This window comes from Halodurantibacterium flavum, from assembly GCF_042681825.1.
In the GTDB taxonomy this organism is placed as follows: domain Bacteria; phylum Pseudomonadota; class Alphaproteobacteria; order Rhodobacterales; family Rhodobacteraceae; genus Halodurantibacterium; species Halodurantibacterium flavum.
Genome location: NZ_JBHUGH010000006.1, coordinates 253,100 through 269,890, shown reverse-complemented (window position 1 = coordinate 269,890; position 16,791 = coordinate 253,100). Strand labels below are relative to the sequence as shown.

The window sequence follows — 16,791 nt, the reverse complement described above, 5'->3', positions numbered from 1 at the left end:
GTACGGTGACATTCGGGACAATGCACCGCGCTAGTCGGCCGCTTTTCACGTCGAGCCTCGCGACGTTCGTACTCATCAAGCACTTCGACTTCGAAACGGTGCCCACAATTGTTGCAGCGGAAATGAACACGCTCAGTCATAGCTGATACCTGCGTTACCAATGAACTCATTCCAGAGCACCTCAGCCGCTCGCTCTGGAGTCAGCCGTTCGTCAGCTTTGCCGAAGACGTTCATGGTTTGAATCAGGAATTGCTCGTAATCATCGGCCGAAATATTGAAACCGCCATTCGCTGTGTTGTCACCAGCGTTTTCGCTGAACGAGTAGTAGATATCGCCCAGAGCGACCTGCGAGCTACGGCAGTGCACTGAGATATGGGCCGTACCATTTCGATGTCCGCTGTTGACAACTGTTGCCCCAAAAGAGCTCGCACTTCTGTCAACGAAACGTCCGCGAAATCCATCGATTGAGTCGATTTCGATGATCGCTCGTCGGAAGTAATCCTTGAAGGTGGCGAAGGCAGCATCGCGGAAATCACCCTTGTCGATGTGGTCGAACTGCCGCTTTGCGCGGTAGCGTGCCATCGAGGGGCGTGTGGCCGACGGCTCATCGGCTACTTTCGCCGCAGCTGCTGGTACGGCTTCAGCTTCGATGATGCGTCGAAGCTCCTGCACGACATTTAGGTAAGCGGTGTTTGGATTGGCCCATGCACTGATCGCCTTGCCGTCCGTTGGCACGGCCTTCAGTTGGCGCAACTCCCTCATCGCTTTCCAATCGCATTCCTCCACGATGATCGGCACTACACGGGCGGTCCCTGCGTCGTGGCGTTCAAGCGCGCGTCTCATTTCGCGCTCGACACAGTAGTCTGATGCGATGAAGTCGGGGCTCACTAGAAGCAGGAACAGGTCGGAAGCCTCTAGTTCCCGTTCAATCTCAGCGTCCAGTTCGCCACCAGCCAAGATGTTGCGATCATACCAGGTCTCAATACGCCCTTCCCTTGTAAGGTTCTTGAGGTGGACGTGCAGCCGATCAAGCGCGGCCTTGTCGTTATGAGAATAAGAAATGAATGCCCGCATCTGCTCAACTCAAAATGTTTAATGTTTGTTCATGATATACCCGAAGCGCTACCTGCGTGAGACACTGCCTGTAGCGCTTGAGCCCGAAACCATTGTTCTACTGTCTACAGTCAGCGCTTCTTATTCGACTGAGACAACACCGAAGCGGCAAGTGTCTTTGTCTTTTCAGAATAACGGTCGCTGCGAAGTACCTTTGACGCGAGGTCCTCCATTTTCGCTCCGGTTTGCCGATTGGTCTTTGACTGAGACAACGCCGAACCAGCAAGCTTGCGGGCGATCTGTGAAGAGCCAGGTTTGAAAAGGGTGTCTGCTGCAAGCGAGGCAACCTTGGTCGAAGTTCCTTTACGATTTACCGCCATATTATCCTCCATGTGGTGTTTGGTTTACTTCTAGAGACTAGATGTGGGATTGGAGCCAAATTTCGCAACCTTCTTCAGTGACATTTCAAAATGGCAGCCTCGCCTCAAAAAGGTCTGGCGTGTCTTCGTCGCGCCGCCTGCTCAGGCCTTCACCAAGATGCAGGCACGGATGTTTAATACGTGTCAGGCCTTTGCCGCCCTCAAAATGGACCCACCCTCCTCTGGGCATGCCCACGCTTACGATCAGCGCCCCGCATATTGGACAAGTCCGCCTGAAGGATGCGCCCTCCTTGCCTTCACGATCGCCTCGAACTGCCCAACCGCCGCGAACGGACACCGTGCGCCCAGTCGACAGACGGCGGGTGTGTGCCTTCCGGTAATACCAACGGTCCTTCATCCCAGCCCCTTCCTTTCCTCGACCCGGCTGCCGCTTGGGGTCGAACGCACATAGAAGCCTTGTGGAATAGCCTCTTGCACCAGCCCCACATGGGATATCAGGCCCACGGCACGACTGCCCTCTGTCAGCGCGGCAAGAACTTGGATCACTTGATCCAGCGTGCCCGCCCCATTTTCGGTGTCGAGGCTCCCGAAGCCTTCGTCGATGAAGATTGTGTCCATCCGGATCTTGCCCGAAAGGCTCTCGACCACATCAGCTAATCCGAGCGCGAGGGCCAGTGCCGCGATAAAGGTCTCGCCGCCTGACAGTGTTGTTGTCGGGCGCGCCTTGCCGGTGTTGATGTCGAAGACCTCGATTTCGAGCCCACGCTTGCCGCGACCGCCAGATGCCTCGAGCCCGCGCGTCAGCCGGTAGCGACCACGTGTCATAGGGTCGAGCCTCATATTCGCCGCCTCGAGAACCTGGTCGAACATTGCTCCGATCGCGAAGGTCTCGAGTGTCATCTTGAAATCGTTCTTGCCGTTAGCCAGATCAGCCAGCCCCCGAAGCGGACCGGTCTCGGTTTCTAGCCGCTCGGTTTCGGTCAGAGCCGCGGCAAGCGATTCCTTGAATTTGGTCAGTGACGATAGATTCGTTCTCGCTGTGGCGAGTGCAGCGTTGGCCGCGTTCAAGGTCTGGGTGGCGTCTGCCAACGCCAGCTGAAGCAGGGCAAGGTCCGGGCGTTCACGATCTGCGCAAGCGGCTGTGGCGTTCTGAAGTGTCGTGCGCGCCGCGATCAGGCCTTCACGATGATCGGATACCGTCTTCTGGTCGGCATCGAGGGTCGGAAAATGCGCCTTGCAAGCATCATATCCCGCTTTGTCCAGCCCAACCTCGGCTAGCCGAGCGCCAAAATCGCCTTGCGCCTTTTTCACGCGCCGCTGCTGCCCGTCGCGCGCCCGCTTTGCTGCTTCAAGCTGCTCTTGCGCACGGGTGAGCGCTTCACTGGCGGCTCGGTCCTGTTGCGTCGCCACTTCCAGCGCCTCGGAGAGTTGCCCTTGCACTCTCTGCAAAGCCTCCCTTCGCGCGACAACCGCCTCGGGCGTGCGCAGACCTTCCGGCAGGGCCTCGATCACTGTGTCCAGCTTGGCGCGCGCGCCGGCAAGAGCGGTCTCGGCCTTTCCCGCAGCGGTGCGCGCCGTAGCCTCGGCGGTTTCTGCCTCAATCACCTTCCGCTTGAGTTCGGCCAACCGCTCCGCCATCGCGTCCAGATCGACCGCCTCTCCAAGCCCGGCGACGTCGCCTTCAAGCCGTGCGATTTCAGCCTCGAGTTCCGCCAACGTGCGCTCAGGACGTTCCTGTTCCTCCAGCGCCTGCTTCTTTTCGTCGAGCCGCCTTCGGAAATTGCCGAGTTCACTTTCGGCCCGAACTCTGGCTTCGGAGGCGGTTCTCGCCAGAACCTGCGCGCTCCGAAACGCTTCGGTCAAACCAGATTGTTCGGGCGTACCATGGGCAGGCGCAGGATGATCATGGGAACCACATACAGGGCATGGCGCCCCTTCGGTCAACTTTTCCGCCAGAATGATCGCTTGCGTGCGCGAAAGCCGTGCCTCGGCATCAAGTAAGGCCGCGTCAGCGGCTCGCGCCGCATCGGTTCTTGTCGCCAGTTCGTTCGATGCCACTTCGACATTTCGTTGAGCATCCGCGACAGCTTCTTGCGCCTTAGCTTGCGCCGCTGCCTTGGCTCTTTCTCGGTTGACCTCGGCCAGCTCACGGTTCAGCTGGCCTCGCACCGTTTCGGTCTTTCGCGCTTGATCAAGCGCCAGATCGGTCACATCGCGCTTAGACTTCAGCTTCTCTCGGGCATCTATGACCTCGGTCAGAGCCTTCTTCGCTGAAGCTTCGTACTTCGCAGCGTCGTCAAACGCGCTTCTTAGATCCGCTGCCTGCCCGACCTGCTTCTCGATCGCCTCCAACCTTGTCAGGTCAGCTTGAACTTGTTGCCGCCGGTCCTCGCCCGACTGTGCCTCAACAAGTTTTTTTTCCGCCAATTCCTTCGCGCCAGTAGCGATGTTGAGTTCCGCCTCGGCCTTCGTGACAGCCTCCACCGCATTCCGGCTTTCCTGCTCCGCATCCCGCCAAGCCGTCTCAAGATAACGGGCCTGCAAGGCATTCCGGACAGCCTCAATCCGCTTGGCGAGTTCTTCGACCTCGCCCGTTTTCTTTTCTAGATCATCGACAGCGTGCTGTGCCGTATCGACAGCAGAAAATGCTTTTTCGATTTGCTCGCCTTCGGTCAGAGCTTTGCGCGCGGCTTCGTTAGCCATCTCCGCGCCGCGCAGAATACCCTGCTTTTCTTCGACTTTGGCTTCGGCTGTGGCAATTCCGAGTTCCAGCGCTTCGGCGCTCTCGAAGCCACGTTCCTCGAGTCGAGCCACGTAGAGGGCGCGCTGGTCGCGCAACGCTCGTTCTGCCTCGGAGGCTTCTTCCTTAAGCCGTGCGGCGAGATCGCGATAGATCTTCACGTCGAAGAGATCCCGTAATATCTCGACCCGCGCATCCGTTTTTGCGGCCAGGAACGTCTCAAACTTGCCCTGCGGTAAGAGCACAATCTGCCGAAACTGATCTGCCCCGTAGCCAAGGAGCGCCTCGACCTGCTGCCCCACTAGCGAAACCTTCTTTTCGGCAATGACACGGCCAGAGTTAGTCGGACCAAGAGCGTCTACCGGAATCCCTGTGACATCAAACAACGAGGCTTCTGCCGCGTCCTCAGTGGTCCCTTCACCACGTGCCTTTGGACGTTCCTGCGCCGGACGACGACGGATCACGTAGGTCTTGGTGCCCAACTCGAAGACAAATTCGACTTCGGTAGGTAGATCCAACGCTGCGTGATCCGAGCGTAGTGAACGTGGTTCCTGATCGGTCTTGGTTGGTGACCCGAACAACGCGAAGGACATCGCCGAAAACAGCGTCGATTTTCCCGCGCCAGTCTGACCATAAATTCCGAACAGACCCGTCTCCAGCGCGGACCGGAAATCGACCACCTCGGTTGTCGCAAACGGCCCGAAGGCTTGAAGCGATAGGCGAATGGGTCTCACGTCTGCTCCTCCCCTGAGGCGGCTGCGTGGAGCTTTTCCGCGACGATCGCGACTTCGGTGGCGTTTGGCTCCCGGCCCCGCACAACCGTCATGAAATCGCCAATCATCTCGATCGGCGTGACCGCGGCCCGCCCGTTGCCGAGCACTTTGGTCTCTCTCGCGCGCTCCTGCCGGGCGTAGGCCAGATGGCAAGCATTGGGATAGGTCGCGCGCAAACGCTTCATCGGATCGATCAGAGGAATCTCATCCGTCAGTATAGCCTGGATAAAATCGTCAGACGGCGTTCCTTCCAGAAGATCAGAGAATGCCCCGGTAAGCGAACGCACCTGTCGGATCGGTCGGAACGGTACGGTGCGGATCTCGGCCCCTCCAGCTTTCAGATCGACGACAGTCATGGATTTTTCGCTTCCCGCCTCGTCGAAACCGAAAGCGAGCGGGGCGCCGGAGTAACGAATATGGCTCGCACCCACTTCCTGCGGCTTGTGCAAATGCCCTAGTGCAACATAGTCCGCCCCATCGAAGACATCGGAGGGAACAGTTTCGATGCCCCCGACTCGCGTCAGGGCGCGCTCGGTCTCGCCGACCGCCCCCCCCGCGACGAAAGCATGGGCCACGACGACCCAACGCGCCCCATCAGGCACCTGCCCCCTCGCCGCAGCGATCTGGGCGGCGACGACTTCCGACGGCGCATTAATGCTTTCATCCCCGAACACCTCGCGTGCGGCGTATTCATAGGAAAAGGGCAGTGCGGAAAAGGCGATCTCGCCATGTTCGTCTCGCAGCACAAGCGGAGTTTCGACCGCGTCGGCAATCCCACGCACCAGCACCCGCGACGCAGTGGAAAACACAGACATTGCCTCGATCCGGTCGCCAGAGTCGTGGTTTCCAGAGATCATCACCACAGCGGCTTCGGTCTCCTCTGCTACGCGCTTGAGGAAGCGATTGAACTGCCGAATCGACGAACTTGGCGGCGAAGCACGGTCAAAAACGTCCCCTGCGATGACAAGAACATCGGCCCGTTCGACCACAAGCGTTTCAAGGATCTGGCGAAGGATGACCTCATGATCCTCCTCAAGGCTCAACCCCATGAACTGCCGCCCCAGGTGCAGATCTGCCGTATGAAGTACTCGCATGAGGTCAATCCACTTTCTATACGTACAGTAAGTGTATGGACTTCGCTTCAAGAGTCAAGTATTACCGGCACATGAGCCTAGAAGACCTCAAACACGCGCAACGCGAGCGAATTTTGTTCCTTGACCAATGTCTGACCTGGAGAGGTCAAGCAAACCGCCGTGACGTGATGGAACGTTTTGATATCTCAATGGCACAGGCTGCCGTAGACTTTCGAACCTATCTTTCCCTGACGGGTACGCCGCCGGTCTACGATACCGCGGAGAAAGCTTACTTCTCGACGAGCAACCACAGTCCTTTGACTAACGCCGGCCCGGAACAGGTTTTCGAATTGCTCGATAGTAAGACAACATCCCTTGGCGCATGCATCCCGCTTCCCAATCGCGTGATGGATCACACTGTCGTCTCGCAGCTCTACCGCGCAATGATGGCTGAGCGAGACATCCAGATTACCTACACCTCGATGACAACCGGCCTCTCGGACCCGCAGTGGATTAGTCCGGTGCGGTTTCATTTCGATGGAGAGGCGATCCATCTCCGTGCGTGGAGTTACAAACACAACACGCACCGGGATTATCTCCCTATAAGAATAACTAAACAATCCGAAGCAGAGACGCGGGAGAGGCCCTCTCCCCTACCCTTTGACACTGATTGGCACAGCATCGTGCGTTTGTGGATACGTCCGCATTCGAGCCTTTCGGATGCACAGGCGCGCGTTGTCCGTCGGGAATACGGATTTCAAGAGGAAACACATATTACGGTCAAAACTCGAAGAGCGCTCGCATTCTACGTCGTAAGACGATGGCGTCTCAATGAAAATAATGCCCGTCTCGAACTAGATATGATCGAAGAATTGGATTCGTGAGTTAGCGCTACGAAAACACACTGGAAACTCAGCGCCGCGCCGGCTTTGAAAAGCAGTTAATCATACAGCATCCGTTTTCCGAGTTAGATTAGTCAAATCCACACAACAAGACGTCCTTTCGAATGGAGACCCGACAGAGCAAAAAATCATGGCGCAGCCAGATCCGGAGCATGTGCAAGACTTGCCTCCTTTGTATGCAAACTAAATTCCGCCGCTCGCAACCGCGATCACATCCAATCCTTCTAGGAAACCATAGCTTTCTCAAGAGATTACAATAGACGGGTGAGATCGGGCGTGGAATATTGAACCAGAGCTAGATGCAGGGATGCAGAAGCAAGCGTTGAGGGAGCGTAAGTTGACTGTAAGTGTTCATAATCCCGATCAGTATATGGCGGCGCTTAGGACGATCGTCGCGCAGGGCCGCAAGCGGATCGGGCTGCTAGTTGGCGCTGGAGCTTCTGCCGGAATGGCCAAGCCCGATGGCACCTATCCGCTCATCCCAGCAGTTGCGGGGCTCACGGACCAAGTCCTCACAACACTTGCCCCAACCTATCAAAAACAAATTGATGGCCTGAAAGCCGAGCTCGCGCAGCACGACATCGAGACGATCCTTTCGAGGATTCGCTCCCTGAGCCAGGTGATTGGTTCGTCGAAAGTCCACGATCTCGACGGCCCAGGCTTTGTGACTTTCGGAGAAGCGATCTGCTCCGAGATAGGCAAGATCGTGGACGTCCGATTGCCCGAGACCGGATCAGCTTATGCAGATCTCGTGAATTGGATCACGGGCACAACGCGTGACTATCCTATTGAGATTTTCACCACGAACTACGACTTGCTGTTCGAAGAAGCCTTCGAATCTGTACGAGCGCCGTACTTCGATGGCTTCACGGGCGGTCGCGAACCATTCTTCGACCCCGTCTCAGTGTCGCGCAGCGATCTTCCCGCTCGCTGGACGCGGCTATGGAAGCTCCATGGATCGCTCGGCTGGCGTGCAAGCGCGAAGGGCGAAGTGATCCGCACGGGCCAAAGCTCAGCAAGTCACCTCGTCTTCCCCGAACACCTGAAATACGATCAAACACAGAAAGCGCCCTACGCAGCGTTGCTCGATCGCCTTCGTACGTTCCTGCTCACCCCCGACACGCTACTCATCTCTATCGGATTTTCTTTTGCCGATGCACACATCGCGGCCCGGATCGATGAAGCGCTCGCAGCCAATCCATCCGCCAGCGTATTCGCATTCCAGTACAAGATTCTAGATGAAGAGGGTCCGGCGTGCGACCTCGCGCGCCGTCTGCCTAACTTTAGCGTCTATGCACGTGACCAGGCCAAGGTGAACGGCACGCGCGGCGCATGGAAAGCTCCGGCCGAACTTCCGAGCAAGGATTGGGGGCCGATAAGGTCGACCTACATGGACGACAAAGGAAACTTCACGCTCGGTGCAATAGAGCCCTTTGCTCGCTTCTTCGCGGCATCACGATCGGTTCAAGCATTTCCGACACAACCGGATCTAGCAGCATTGGCAGCAGAGGTGCCACTACCGACAGCCGTCACCGCGGCGGAGGCCAAATGAACGCCCCTACTCTTCTCGGCCATGTCGGCTCTGTCGCAGGTTCGACCGTAAGTGTGCGTCAGTTCGAGGGCGTCGCTTCGGGTATCGCGATCATCGGAGGACGAAGCTACCGGGTAGGTCAGGTCGGCAGCTTTGTGCGGATACCACAGGGTTATCATGATCTTTATGCTATCATATCAGAGGTCGGAGCAAGTGCTACACCGGTGACGCTAGTCGATGCGCTAGACCGCGGCGAACGATGGCTGACCGTTCAGCTTATTGGCGAGATTGTCGAGGCCTCGTTTGAGCGAGGCATCAGCCAGTATCCGAACGTGAACGATGAAGTGCATCTGGTCACAGAAGAGGATCTGGCCAAGATCTACGGTGCAGAGTTTTCCGGACAAGTGATAGTCGGGCGACTTGCTAACGCCGAGAGCATCCCAGTCCGCCTGGACCTCGACAAGCTAGTCACGCGCCATAGCGCAGTGCTCGGCTCGACCGGGTCGGGCAAGTCCACGACCGTCTCTAGCTTGTTGCGGTCAATCTCGGCGCCTGACGGAGCAGGCTTTCCGAGCGCGCGCGTTCTCTTACTCGATATCCACGGCGAATATGCCAGCGCGCTCGCCGACAACGCTGAAATTTTTCGGATCACACCCGGAGTGGGCGAGAAGCAGCTGGTCATTCCGTATTGGGCACTACGGCCGGCCGAAATACTCAATTTTCTGTGCGGGAAGTTGGATGATCGCGCAACGACCGCAATACTCGACAAGATCTTCGCTGCCAAAAGCGCGATTGCTCAAGCAGACAATTTGCCTGGTGTCGATCTGAGTTCGATGACCGTCGACAGCCCTATTCCGTACAGCTTGCGTAGCCTCTGGCTCGAGCTGATCGAACCAGAAGTCAAAACCTGGCTCGATCAGGCCAAGACACAGCCGGCGATCATTCAGCCTGGCGATGCGATCACACTTCGTCAACCAGCCTACCAGCCGCACACAACAACGAACTCAGCACCTTACCAGAACAACATCGGTGTGCTCGGAATCCGCAAGCAGCTCGATCGAATGCGATCACGAATGCTCGATCGTCAGTTCGAGTTCCTGCTCAAGCCCGGTGAATGGGAGCCTGACCTGACGGGCCACGTAACGAATGACCTTCCATCCCTCCTCGAAAGCTGGATCGGCCACGAGAAGGCGATAACGGTGCTTGATCTGTCGGGTATTCCTAGCGCGGTTCTTCTAGATTTGATCGGGGCGATTCTGTCGATTATCTATGAAGCGCTCTTCTGGGGTCGCGAGCGCGATGAGGGCGGCCGAAAGCGGCCTCAACTCGTTGTTATGGAGGAAGCTCACCGGTATCTTGGTCGAGAATCCGACAACCCTGCGCGCGAGATGGTTCAGAGAATCGCAAAAGAGGGACGGAAATTTGGTATCGGCGCAATGATCGTCAGCCAGCGTCCTTCGGAAATTGACGACACCATTCTTTCCCAGTGTGGGACCTTTGTCGCGTTGCGCCTCACCAACTCTACTGACCGCAGCAAGGTACAAGCCGCGTTGCCCGACAACCTGAGCGGCATTGCCGATAGCCTCTCGGTTCTAAGGACTGGCGAAGCGATCATAACCGGCGAGGCTGCGCGACTTCCAGTTCGCTGCCGCGTCACTCTCCCACCCAAAGACCGTCGCCCAAACAGCGAAGACCCGCTTGTAGCTGACAGTTGGAAGCGCCTCCGGGGGCCTGAAAACTATGATGAGCTTGTCGCGGTATGGCGTGCGCAGGATCCAAAGTGGAAGCCACCAGAAGTGGGCGAGAACGAAGGCGAGAACGAGGGAGGAAATTGATGGAACGACAGCCAGTAACTTCCAGCAACTTGGCAGAGGTCGGCTACGACCCGGAATTAGAGACGCTCGAAGTCCAATTCAGGCATGGCGGAGTTTATCAGTATTTCAACGTGCCTGCCTTCATGTACGAGCGCCTAATAACCGCCGACTCTCTAGGTCGTTTTTTCAATGCGGAAATTAAGGGGCACTACCCTGAAGCAAAGCTCTAGCGCGCCGCATTGAAATCGCGTCGAGGTCTTCAAGCAGCGCCTGGCCTCTACTAGAATGCATCTCAGAGACGGGCGGCCCGCATTCAGACCCAAGCGCAAAGCTGCTCAAGCGGCTACGACACGCGTGGCCGGAGTTTGTGATTGATCGCCTAGCTGACACCAAGGGCCAGCCAGACCTTGGTACACGCCCTGATCCCTTGATCATCCTCCAGGCACATCAGACCCGCACCAAGTAAGAATTTGGTACTTGGTACAGATGAGGATCACCTTATCATTTGATTACATAGAGTAATTTAAGAATTAGCCGTCCAATCCATCATGGGGGCGACAGCGAAGACTTTTCCGCCTTTAAGATATTGTTTGGTCATATTGATTTCATGTCACGCCAAAGCGGCAACAGTTGTGCCACCCTGTATTTTGAAAACCCTCTAACACATGTAACCATTTGAAGCCAACGGATGCGTCCAACCTGTCATTTCGCAATGGCGCACGGAGTTGTAGCAAATCCACCCCCTGATTGCGTCAGGGCGGGAGGTCGAGCCGCGAAACGCCAGATCTCCCAACTGCAGCTGTGCAACGGGCCATTCCACCACTTCCCGATCGTGTTGGGCGATATGCGGCATGCATCCTATCAGCACGCTCTGGATCACGCTGACCGGAAGGCCTTCGGGCGGGCTTCGGGTCGGCCTCCGGCCAGACCCGGACCCGCACACCAGGTAGCCGGAGCCTTACCCGATCAGCGGCTCGGGCCCCGCGACCTCGTCGTAGTGAAGGCGAAGGCGCTGAAGGGCGATGCGCAGCACGATCTTGCCCGACCGCGCGGACCAGCCGAGGCGTTGCTCGGCCTGCTCCAACCCCTCCAGATAGCAGCAGCAACGCAGCACCATGTCGCCCAGCCCGGGGCCGAGATCGCGCAGCGCCGCCGCAACCCGGTCCCGGGCACCGCGCGGGCCATCGGCGGGGCCGGCGCCTGGCTGAAACGCGCCGCGCGCGCCCCCGGTCAGAAAGCGGTCCCAGTTCTGGGCGACGCGCGGCCCCATCTGCGCAAGCTCGAAATCCTCTCGCAGCCGCTCGCCTGCCGCCACCAGATCGGCGCTCAGGAAGGGGGTGCCGTCCTTGTCGCGCCGCCGCGCCAGCGCCGCCACAGGGCTTTCCGCCACGTTGTAACGCATCTTGCGGGCGGGCTGGTGCGGCCCCTCCTCGACCAGTTTCTCACCCCAGATGCGATGCTGGGCGGCAAAGGGCATCGCGGCTTCCGCAATGCCCCCTGCCATGCCCCGTGCGGCCTGCGCCTCGTCCTCGGCCAGAAAGCGGCGGACGGCGGCGCGGCCGGCGGCGGTCGCCTCATACCGCGCCACACGGCCCGACCTGCGGCAGGTGATCCAGTCCTTGAGCGCGAAGGCCTCGGCGATGTGGCGATCCAGTACGGCCACGCGGGCGGTCATGCCGTCGGGAAGTTCCCGCAGCACGGCAGCCTTTTCCATCCCCGGCGCGACGACCAGCACGGCACCCGGTTCGCACAGCCGGCGCAGGACGCGCCGCGCCTCGCGGGCCAGGGTAACTTCGTCGGAAACAAGGGCGTCGGCGCGAATGGGTGCAGTCATTGTCATATCCTTGGAAAGGGAACCCGTGGAAACCGGGACGGTCTTGTCCGATCGGGCCAGCCCGGCCCTGCCGATGCGCGCAAGCGCCTCATCCACCAGAGGATCGTCGCGGCGGTTCTCGAACCTCCGCACCTGACGCAAGACGGTCGACGCGTGGCACCCCTCGGCCCGGGCAAGGGCGCGCAAAGACACGCCCCGCTCGGTATGCGACAGGTAGATCCGGACGGCATCGGGCAGCCACGCCGGAAGGGGTGTCATATCCTGTTGCGCAGCGGTCATGCGTAGCCTCCTTGCGTCTTCGTTCATCCAGAAGATGGTTAACGAAAATTGGATGCAATCGTTACTCGGCGGTTAATAATCGAACAGTTACTGATGATTGGCGGAAATTCCTAAACTCTTCTGAAAGGTGCGAACGCTAGGATGGCGGATTCCGCAACACACGCATAGGTTGAGTAATCTCACCCCGAAGCTTTATTCAGGGGATGACCGATGAGCCAGATAGATATTGCCGCATTCGCAGGGCTGGACGTGCTGGAGGTGCTGCAGACCCTGCGCCGCCCGCCGCTTCTGATCCGGACGGCGCGCATCGGCACGGCGGATTACCGGCGCACGCGCGATCTGCGACGCCTGTTGCGAATCGTGGGGGAGCTGCCCGGCCCGGTCCGGGCGCTGGAACTGCTGCTGGAGGCAGAGGCGCGGCTGGACGAACAGCGCCGGGCCGATGACGGGTGCTATGACCTTCTGCGCCATGTCGGCGTGATGATCGCCATCCTGTGCGAGGCGCGGCTGCTGCCGCGTCCCGCCCTGCCCCAAAAACCCCTGTCCCTGCAACGGGACACTGGGGCCGGGCCGGCGCGGTTGCGCCTTGTCAGCTGATCAGCGTCCCGGCTGATCAGACAAAGGCGTCGGGCATCGATTCCTTGCGCCGCGCGACGTAATCCTGCAGCCCCTCCTGCACGCCCGGGTCGATCTGCGGCTGCTGGTAGTCCCGCAGCAGCCGGTCCACCCGGGCCGAGGCGAGCGCCACGGTATCGCGCGCGCCCTCTTCTTCCCAGGTCTCGAAGGGTTTGTAGTCCAGAAGGTCGGTCCGCCAGAAGGCATCCTTGAAGTTCGCCTGCGTATGGGCACACCCCAGATAGTGCCCGCCCGGTCCGACCTCGCGGATCGCGCCCATCGCCTGGCCGTTTTCGGACACGTCCACGCCCTTGGCCAGATGGTGCAGAACGCCCAGCTGATCGGCATCCATCACGAATTTCTCGTAGGAACTGACCAGCCCGCCCTCCAGCCAGCCACAGGCGTGCAGCATGAAGTTGACGCCCGAGAGCAGCGCCATGTTCAGGCTGTTCGCGCTTTCATAGGCCGCCTGCGCGTCGGGCAGTTTCGACCCGCAGAACGCCCCGCCCGAACGATAGGGCAGCCCGAGCCGCCGCGCCAGTTGCCCGGCGCCATAGGTGATGTGGCTCGCCTCGGGTGTGCCAAAGGTCGGCGCGCCGGAATTCATGTCGATCGAGGTGACGAAGGCGCCAAAGATCACCGGCGCACCCTTGCGCACGAGCTGGCTGTAGGCGACGCCCGCCAGAACCTCGGCCAGCACCTGGGTCAGCGTCCCTGCGACCGAAACCGGCGCCATCGCCCCGCCTACGATGAACGGTGAGATCACGCAGGCCTGGTTGTTGCGCGCATAAACTTCCAGCGCGCCCATCATCACCGAATCGAATGTCAGCGGCGAGTTGATGTTGATGAGCGAGGTCATCACCGTGTTCTGCTGCACAAACTCCCGCCCGAACAGGATCTCGCACATCTCGACCGAATCCTGCGCGCGGCTCGGTTCCGTCACCGACCCCATGAAGGGCTTGTCCGACAGCGTCATATGCGCCAGCAGCATGTCCAGATGGCGCTTGTTGACCGGGATATCCGTCGGCTCGCACACCGTCCCACCGGAATGGTGCAGCCATTTGGACATATAGCCCAGCTTCACGAAATTGCGGAAATCCTCCATCGTCGCATAGCGCCGGCCGCCCGTGGCGTCGCGCACGAAAGGCGGGCCATAGACAGGCGCCAGCACCAATGACCGCCCCCCGATCTCCACGTTCCGCGCCGGGTTCCGGGCGTGCTGCACGATGCGCGACGGCGCCGTGGCGCAAAGCTGGCGCGCAAGGCCACGCGGGATGCGCACCCGCTCTCCTTCGACCTGGGCCCCTGCCCCCCGCCAAAGCTCCAGCGCGGCGGGGTTCTCGACGAAATTGACGCCGACTTCCTCCAGCACCGTCTCGGCGTTCCATTCGATGATCTGGAGCGCCTCTTCGTTGAGAATTTCGAGATTGGGGATGTTGCGCTCGATGAAACGGGCAGTATCGAGGCTCACCGCCGACCGCTCGGCACGACGTGCGGCACCCCCACCCCCGCGAACCCGGCGACCTGCTGCAACGTCACTCATGCTGAACCTCCTGACGGCGATATTCCGCCCCTGATACGCCCATCGTCCGGCCGGGCACAGGCGTTTTGCGTCATCTGCGACGCGAATCCGACATCGGGCCACCTGCCCTTGCGCAGGGCCTTGCACGAAACGGGACGAGGGCCTAAAGGCTGGCCATGACCCAGATCGCCCATGACCGCCTTCTCATCATCGACTTCGGCAGCCAGGTCACGCAGCTTATCGCGCGGCGCCTGCGTGAACTGAACGTCTATTGCGAAATCCATCCGTTCAACAAGGTTGACGCCGCCTTCCTGCGCGATTTCGGCGCAAAGGCGATCATCCTGTCGGGCGGACCGGCAAGCGTCCCCGAGGCAGGCAGCCCCCGCGCCCCGCAAGAGCTGTTCGAGCTTGGCCTGCCGGTTCTGGGTATCTGCTATGGCCAGCAGATCATGATGGAGCAGCTGGGCGGCAAGGTCGAATCCGGCCATCACCGCGAATTCGGCCGCGCCTTCGTCGAACCGGCCGCCGGGCATCGCAAGGACGGTATCTTTGCCGGGCTCTTTGCCGCCGGGCGCGAAGAAGTCTGGATGAGCCATGGCGACCGCGTCACGCATCTCGCGCCGGGCTTTGAGGTCATCGGGACCTCGCCCAATGCGCCGCTGGCCATCGTGGGCGACGAATCCCGCCATTTCTATGCGGTGCAGTTCCACCCCGAGGTGCATCACACCCCGAACGGGCGGATCCTTTTGCAGAACTTCGTGCGGCTGGCGGGATTTTCCGGCGACTGGACGATGGGCGCCTACAAGGAAGAGGCGATCCGCAAGATCCGCGAACAGGTGGGCGATGCCCGCGTCATCTGCGGACTTTCGGGCGGGGTCGACAGTTCGGTCGCCGCCGTCCTGATCCATGAGGCGATCGGCGACCAGCTGACCTGCGTGTTTGTCGATCACGGGCTGATGCGCCAGAACGAGGCCGAAGAGGTCGTGGCGATGTTCCGCGACACCTACAACATCCCCCTGATCCACGCGGATGAGGCCGACCTCTTCCTCGGCGCGCTCGAAGGCGTGTCCGACCCCGAGGTCAAGCGCAAGACCATCGGGCGCCTCTTTGTCGAGGTGTTCGAGAAACACGCGAAATCCGTCGGCGGGGCTGAATTCCTTGCTCAGGGGACGCTCTATCCGGACGTGATCGAAAGCGTCAGCTTCTCGGGCGGGCCGTCGGTCACGATCAAGTCGCACCATAATGTCGGCGGCCTGCCCGAAAAGATGGGCATGAAACTGGTGGAGCCGCTGCGCGAACTCTTCAAGGACGAGGTGCGCGCGCTGGGGCGCGAACTTGGCCTGCCTGCCCATTTCATCGGCCGCCACCCCTTCCCCGGTCCCGGCCTTGCCATCCGCTGCCCCGGCGAGATCACGCGCGAAAAGCTCGATATCCTGCGGCAGGCGGATGCGGTCTATATCGACCAGATCCGCAAGCACGGGCTTTACGACGCGATCTGGCAGGCCTTTGTCGCCCTTCTGCCGGTGCGCACGGTGGGCGTGATGGGCGACGGGCGCACCTATGACTATGCCTGCGCGCTGCGTGCGGTGACCTCGGTCGACGGGATGACGGCGGATTACTACCCCTTTACCCACGAATTCCTCGGGGAAACCGCGACCCGGATCATCAACGAGGTGCGCGGCATCAACCGCGTGACCTATGACATCACGTCGAAACCGCCAGGCACGATCGAGTGGGAATGATCTTGGCCTGTCCGGATGTATACGGAATCACGCCACAGTAAAACGTGCAAGGTGACGGATCCCGACGGCATGTATTGCGCGTCGGGCCATCGGCACCGTTTCGTTCAGGCTGGACTGTCGGCTGAATCGGCGACGCGAGACGGTCTACCTGAGCAAGTATGACCGAGATGGAATCTCGCTGGCGCGCCGGGAACTCTGCCTGGACACCCAGCGAGCGATCAGCGAGGGACGGTCGCCAGCCATTGATAAGCAGCGCGAAAAGCGCCGTATCAAGGAGGCGAAGAGCTTCGGCGAGTTCGACCAAAACGGTGGCATCCTGCAGGGTGAAAACGAAGACAGGACGGGCCCCTGGACACGGTCGGGATGGCCCGCCGCAATCCGACCGCAATGGCCCTGAGGAGCCGACAAGGATGAACCCGTCACGGGCGCCAGCATGTTTCTGGTTGGCAGCCGCTCGTCACCGTTGGCCAAAGCCCGGCCCAAATGCATCTTGCAGGTTGATCTTCGGCGCCGCCCCCGTCTAGAACATTGCC

The 16,791-nt window shown here is 59.9% G+C and carries 12 protein-coding genes; 6 read left to right on the top strand and 6 right to left on the bottom strand.

Translation table 11 applies throughout. The features are described 5' to 3' along the window. Positions 1-132: 132 nt before the first annotated feature. From ACFSGJ_RS09790 to ACFSGJ_RS09775, 4 genes are all read right to left on the bottom strand, one after another. Positions 133-1,074, bottom strand: coding sequence for a toll/interleukin-1 receptor domain-containing protein (locus ACFSGJ_RS09790; RefSeq protein WP_390261155.1), 942 nt, complete (start codon positions 1,072-1,074; stop codon positions 133-135). Between the two features lie 110 nt (positions 1,075-1,184). After that, positions 1,185-1,433: a hypothetical protein gene (locus ACFSGJ_RS09785; RefSeq protein WP_107975429.1), complete on the bottom strand. Its 249-nt coding sequence runs from the start codon at positions 1,431-1,433 to the stop codon at positions 1,185-1,187. Between the two features lie 393 nt (positions 1,434-1,826). Beyond that, complete coding sequence (locus ACFSGJ_RS09780; RefSeq protein ID WP_390261153.1) at positions 1,827-4,907, bottom strand: AAA family ATPase; 3,081 nt, start codon at positions 4,905-4,907, stop codon at positions 1,827-1,829. Continuing rightward, complete coding sequence (locus ACFSGJ_RS09775) at positions 4,904-6,040, bottom strand: exonuclease SbcCD subunit D (protein ID WP_390261151.1); 1,137 nt, start codon at positions 6,038-6,040, stop codon at positions 4,904-4,906. The genes ACFSGJ_RS09780 and ACFSGJ_RS09775 overlap by 4 nt, the downstream gene beginning before the upstream one ends. A gap of 71 nt (positions 6,041-6,111) precedes the next feature. Between ACFSGJ_RS09775 and ACFSGJ_RS09770 the strand changes: the two genes are divergently transcribed. The 4 genes from ACFSGJ_RS09770 (at position 6,112) to ACFSGJ_RS09755 (ending at position 10,496) form a co-directional block, all read left to right on the top strand. After that, on the top strand, positions 6,112-6,903 hold the full coding sequence (locus ACFSGJ_RS09770) for a WYL domain-containing protein (RefSeq protein ID WP_390261150.1): 792 nt from the start codon (positions 6,112-6,114) through the stop codon (positions 6,901-6,903). Between the two features lie 355 nt (positions 6,904-7,258). Next, on the top strand, positions 7,259-8,473 hold the full coding sequence (locus ACFSGJ_RS09765) for an SIR2 family NAD-dependent protein deacylase (RefSeq protein ID WP_390261148.1): 1,215 nt from the start codon (positions 7,259-7,261) through the stop codon (positions 8,471-8,473). Then, entirely contained in the window at positions 8,470-10,287 is a 1,818-nt protein-coding gene (locus ACFSGJ_RS09760; protein ID WP_390261146.1) for an ATP-binding protein, read from the top strand. The genes ACFSGJ_RS09765 and ACFSGJ_RS09760 overlap by 4 nt, the downstream gene beginning before the upstream one ends. Beyond that, a complete protein-coding gene (locus tag ACFSGJ_RS09755) occupies positions 10,287-10,496 on the top strand; it encodes a KTSC domain-containing protein (protein ID WP_107975435.1) in 210 nt (69 codons plus the stop codon). The genes ACFSGJ_RS09760 and ACFSGJ_RS09755 overlap by 1 nt, the downstream gene beginning before the upstream one ends. A gap of 728 nt (positions 10,497-11,224) precedes the next feature. Here the strand turns inward: ACFSGJ_RS09755 and ACFSGJ_RS09750 are convergent. Beyond that, positions 11,225-12,379 carry a DUF6456 domain-containing protein gene (locus ACFSGJ_RS09750; RefSeq protein WP_390261144.1) on the bottom strand — a complete coding sequence of 385 codons (1,155 nt, stop codon included), beginning with the start codon at positions 12,377-12,379 and terminating at the stop codon, positions 11,225-11,227. A 210-nt stretch (positions 12,380-12,589) separates the two neighbouring features. Between ACFSGJ_RS09750 and ACFSGJ_RS09745 the strand changes: the two genes are divergently transcribed. After that, positions 12,590-12,976 carry a DUF6477 family protein gene (locus ACFSGJ_RS09745; protein ID WP_390261142.1) on the top strand — a complete coding sequence of 129 codons (387 nt, stop codon included), beginning with the start codon at positions 12,590-12,592 and terminating at the stop codon, positions 12,974-12,976. 16 nt (positions 12,977-12,992) lie between these two features. Here ACFSGJ_RS09745 and ACFSGJ_RS09740 read toward each other — a convergent pair whose 3' ends face one another. After that, positions 12,993-14,537, bottom strand: a complete 1,545-nt coding sequence (locus ACFSGJ_RS09740) for a trimethylamine methyltransferase family protein (RefSeq protein WP_390261140.1) — start codon at positions 14,535-14,537, stop codon at positions 12,993-12,995. A 155-nt stretch (positions 14,538-14,692) separates the two neighbouring features. Here ACFSGJ_RS09740 and guaA point away from each other — a divergent pair, with 155 nt between their 5' ends. Beyond that, positions 14,693-16,258 (top strand): glutamine-hydrolyzing GMP synthase, encoded by a 1,566-nt coding sequence (gene guaA / locus ACFSGJ_RS09735; protein ID WP_390261138.1) that lies wholly within the window; start codon positions 14,693-14,695, stop codon positions 16,256-16,258. The last annotated feature ends 533 nt before the right edge of the window (positions 16,259-16,791 follow it).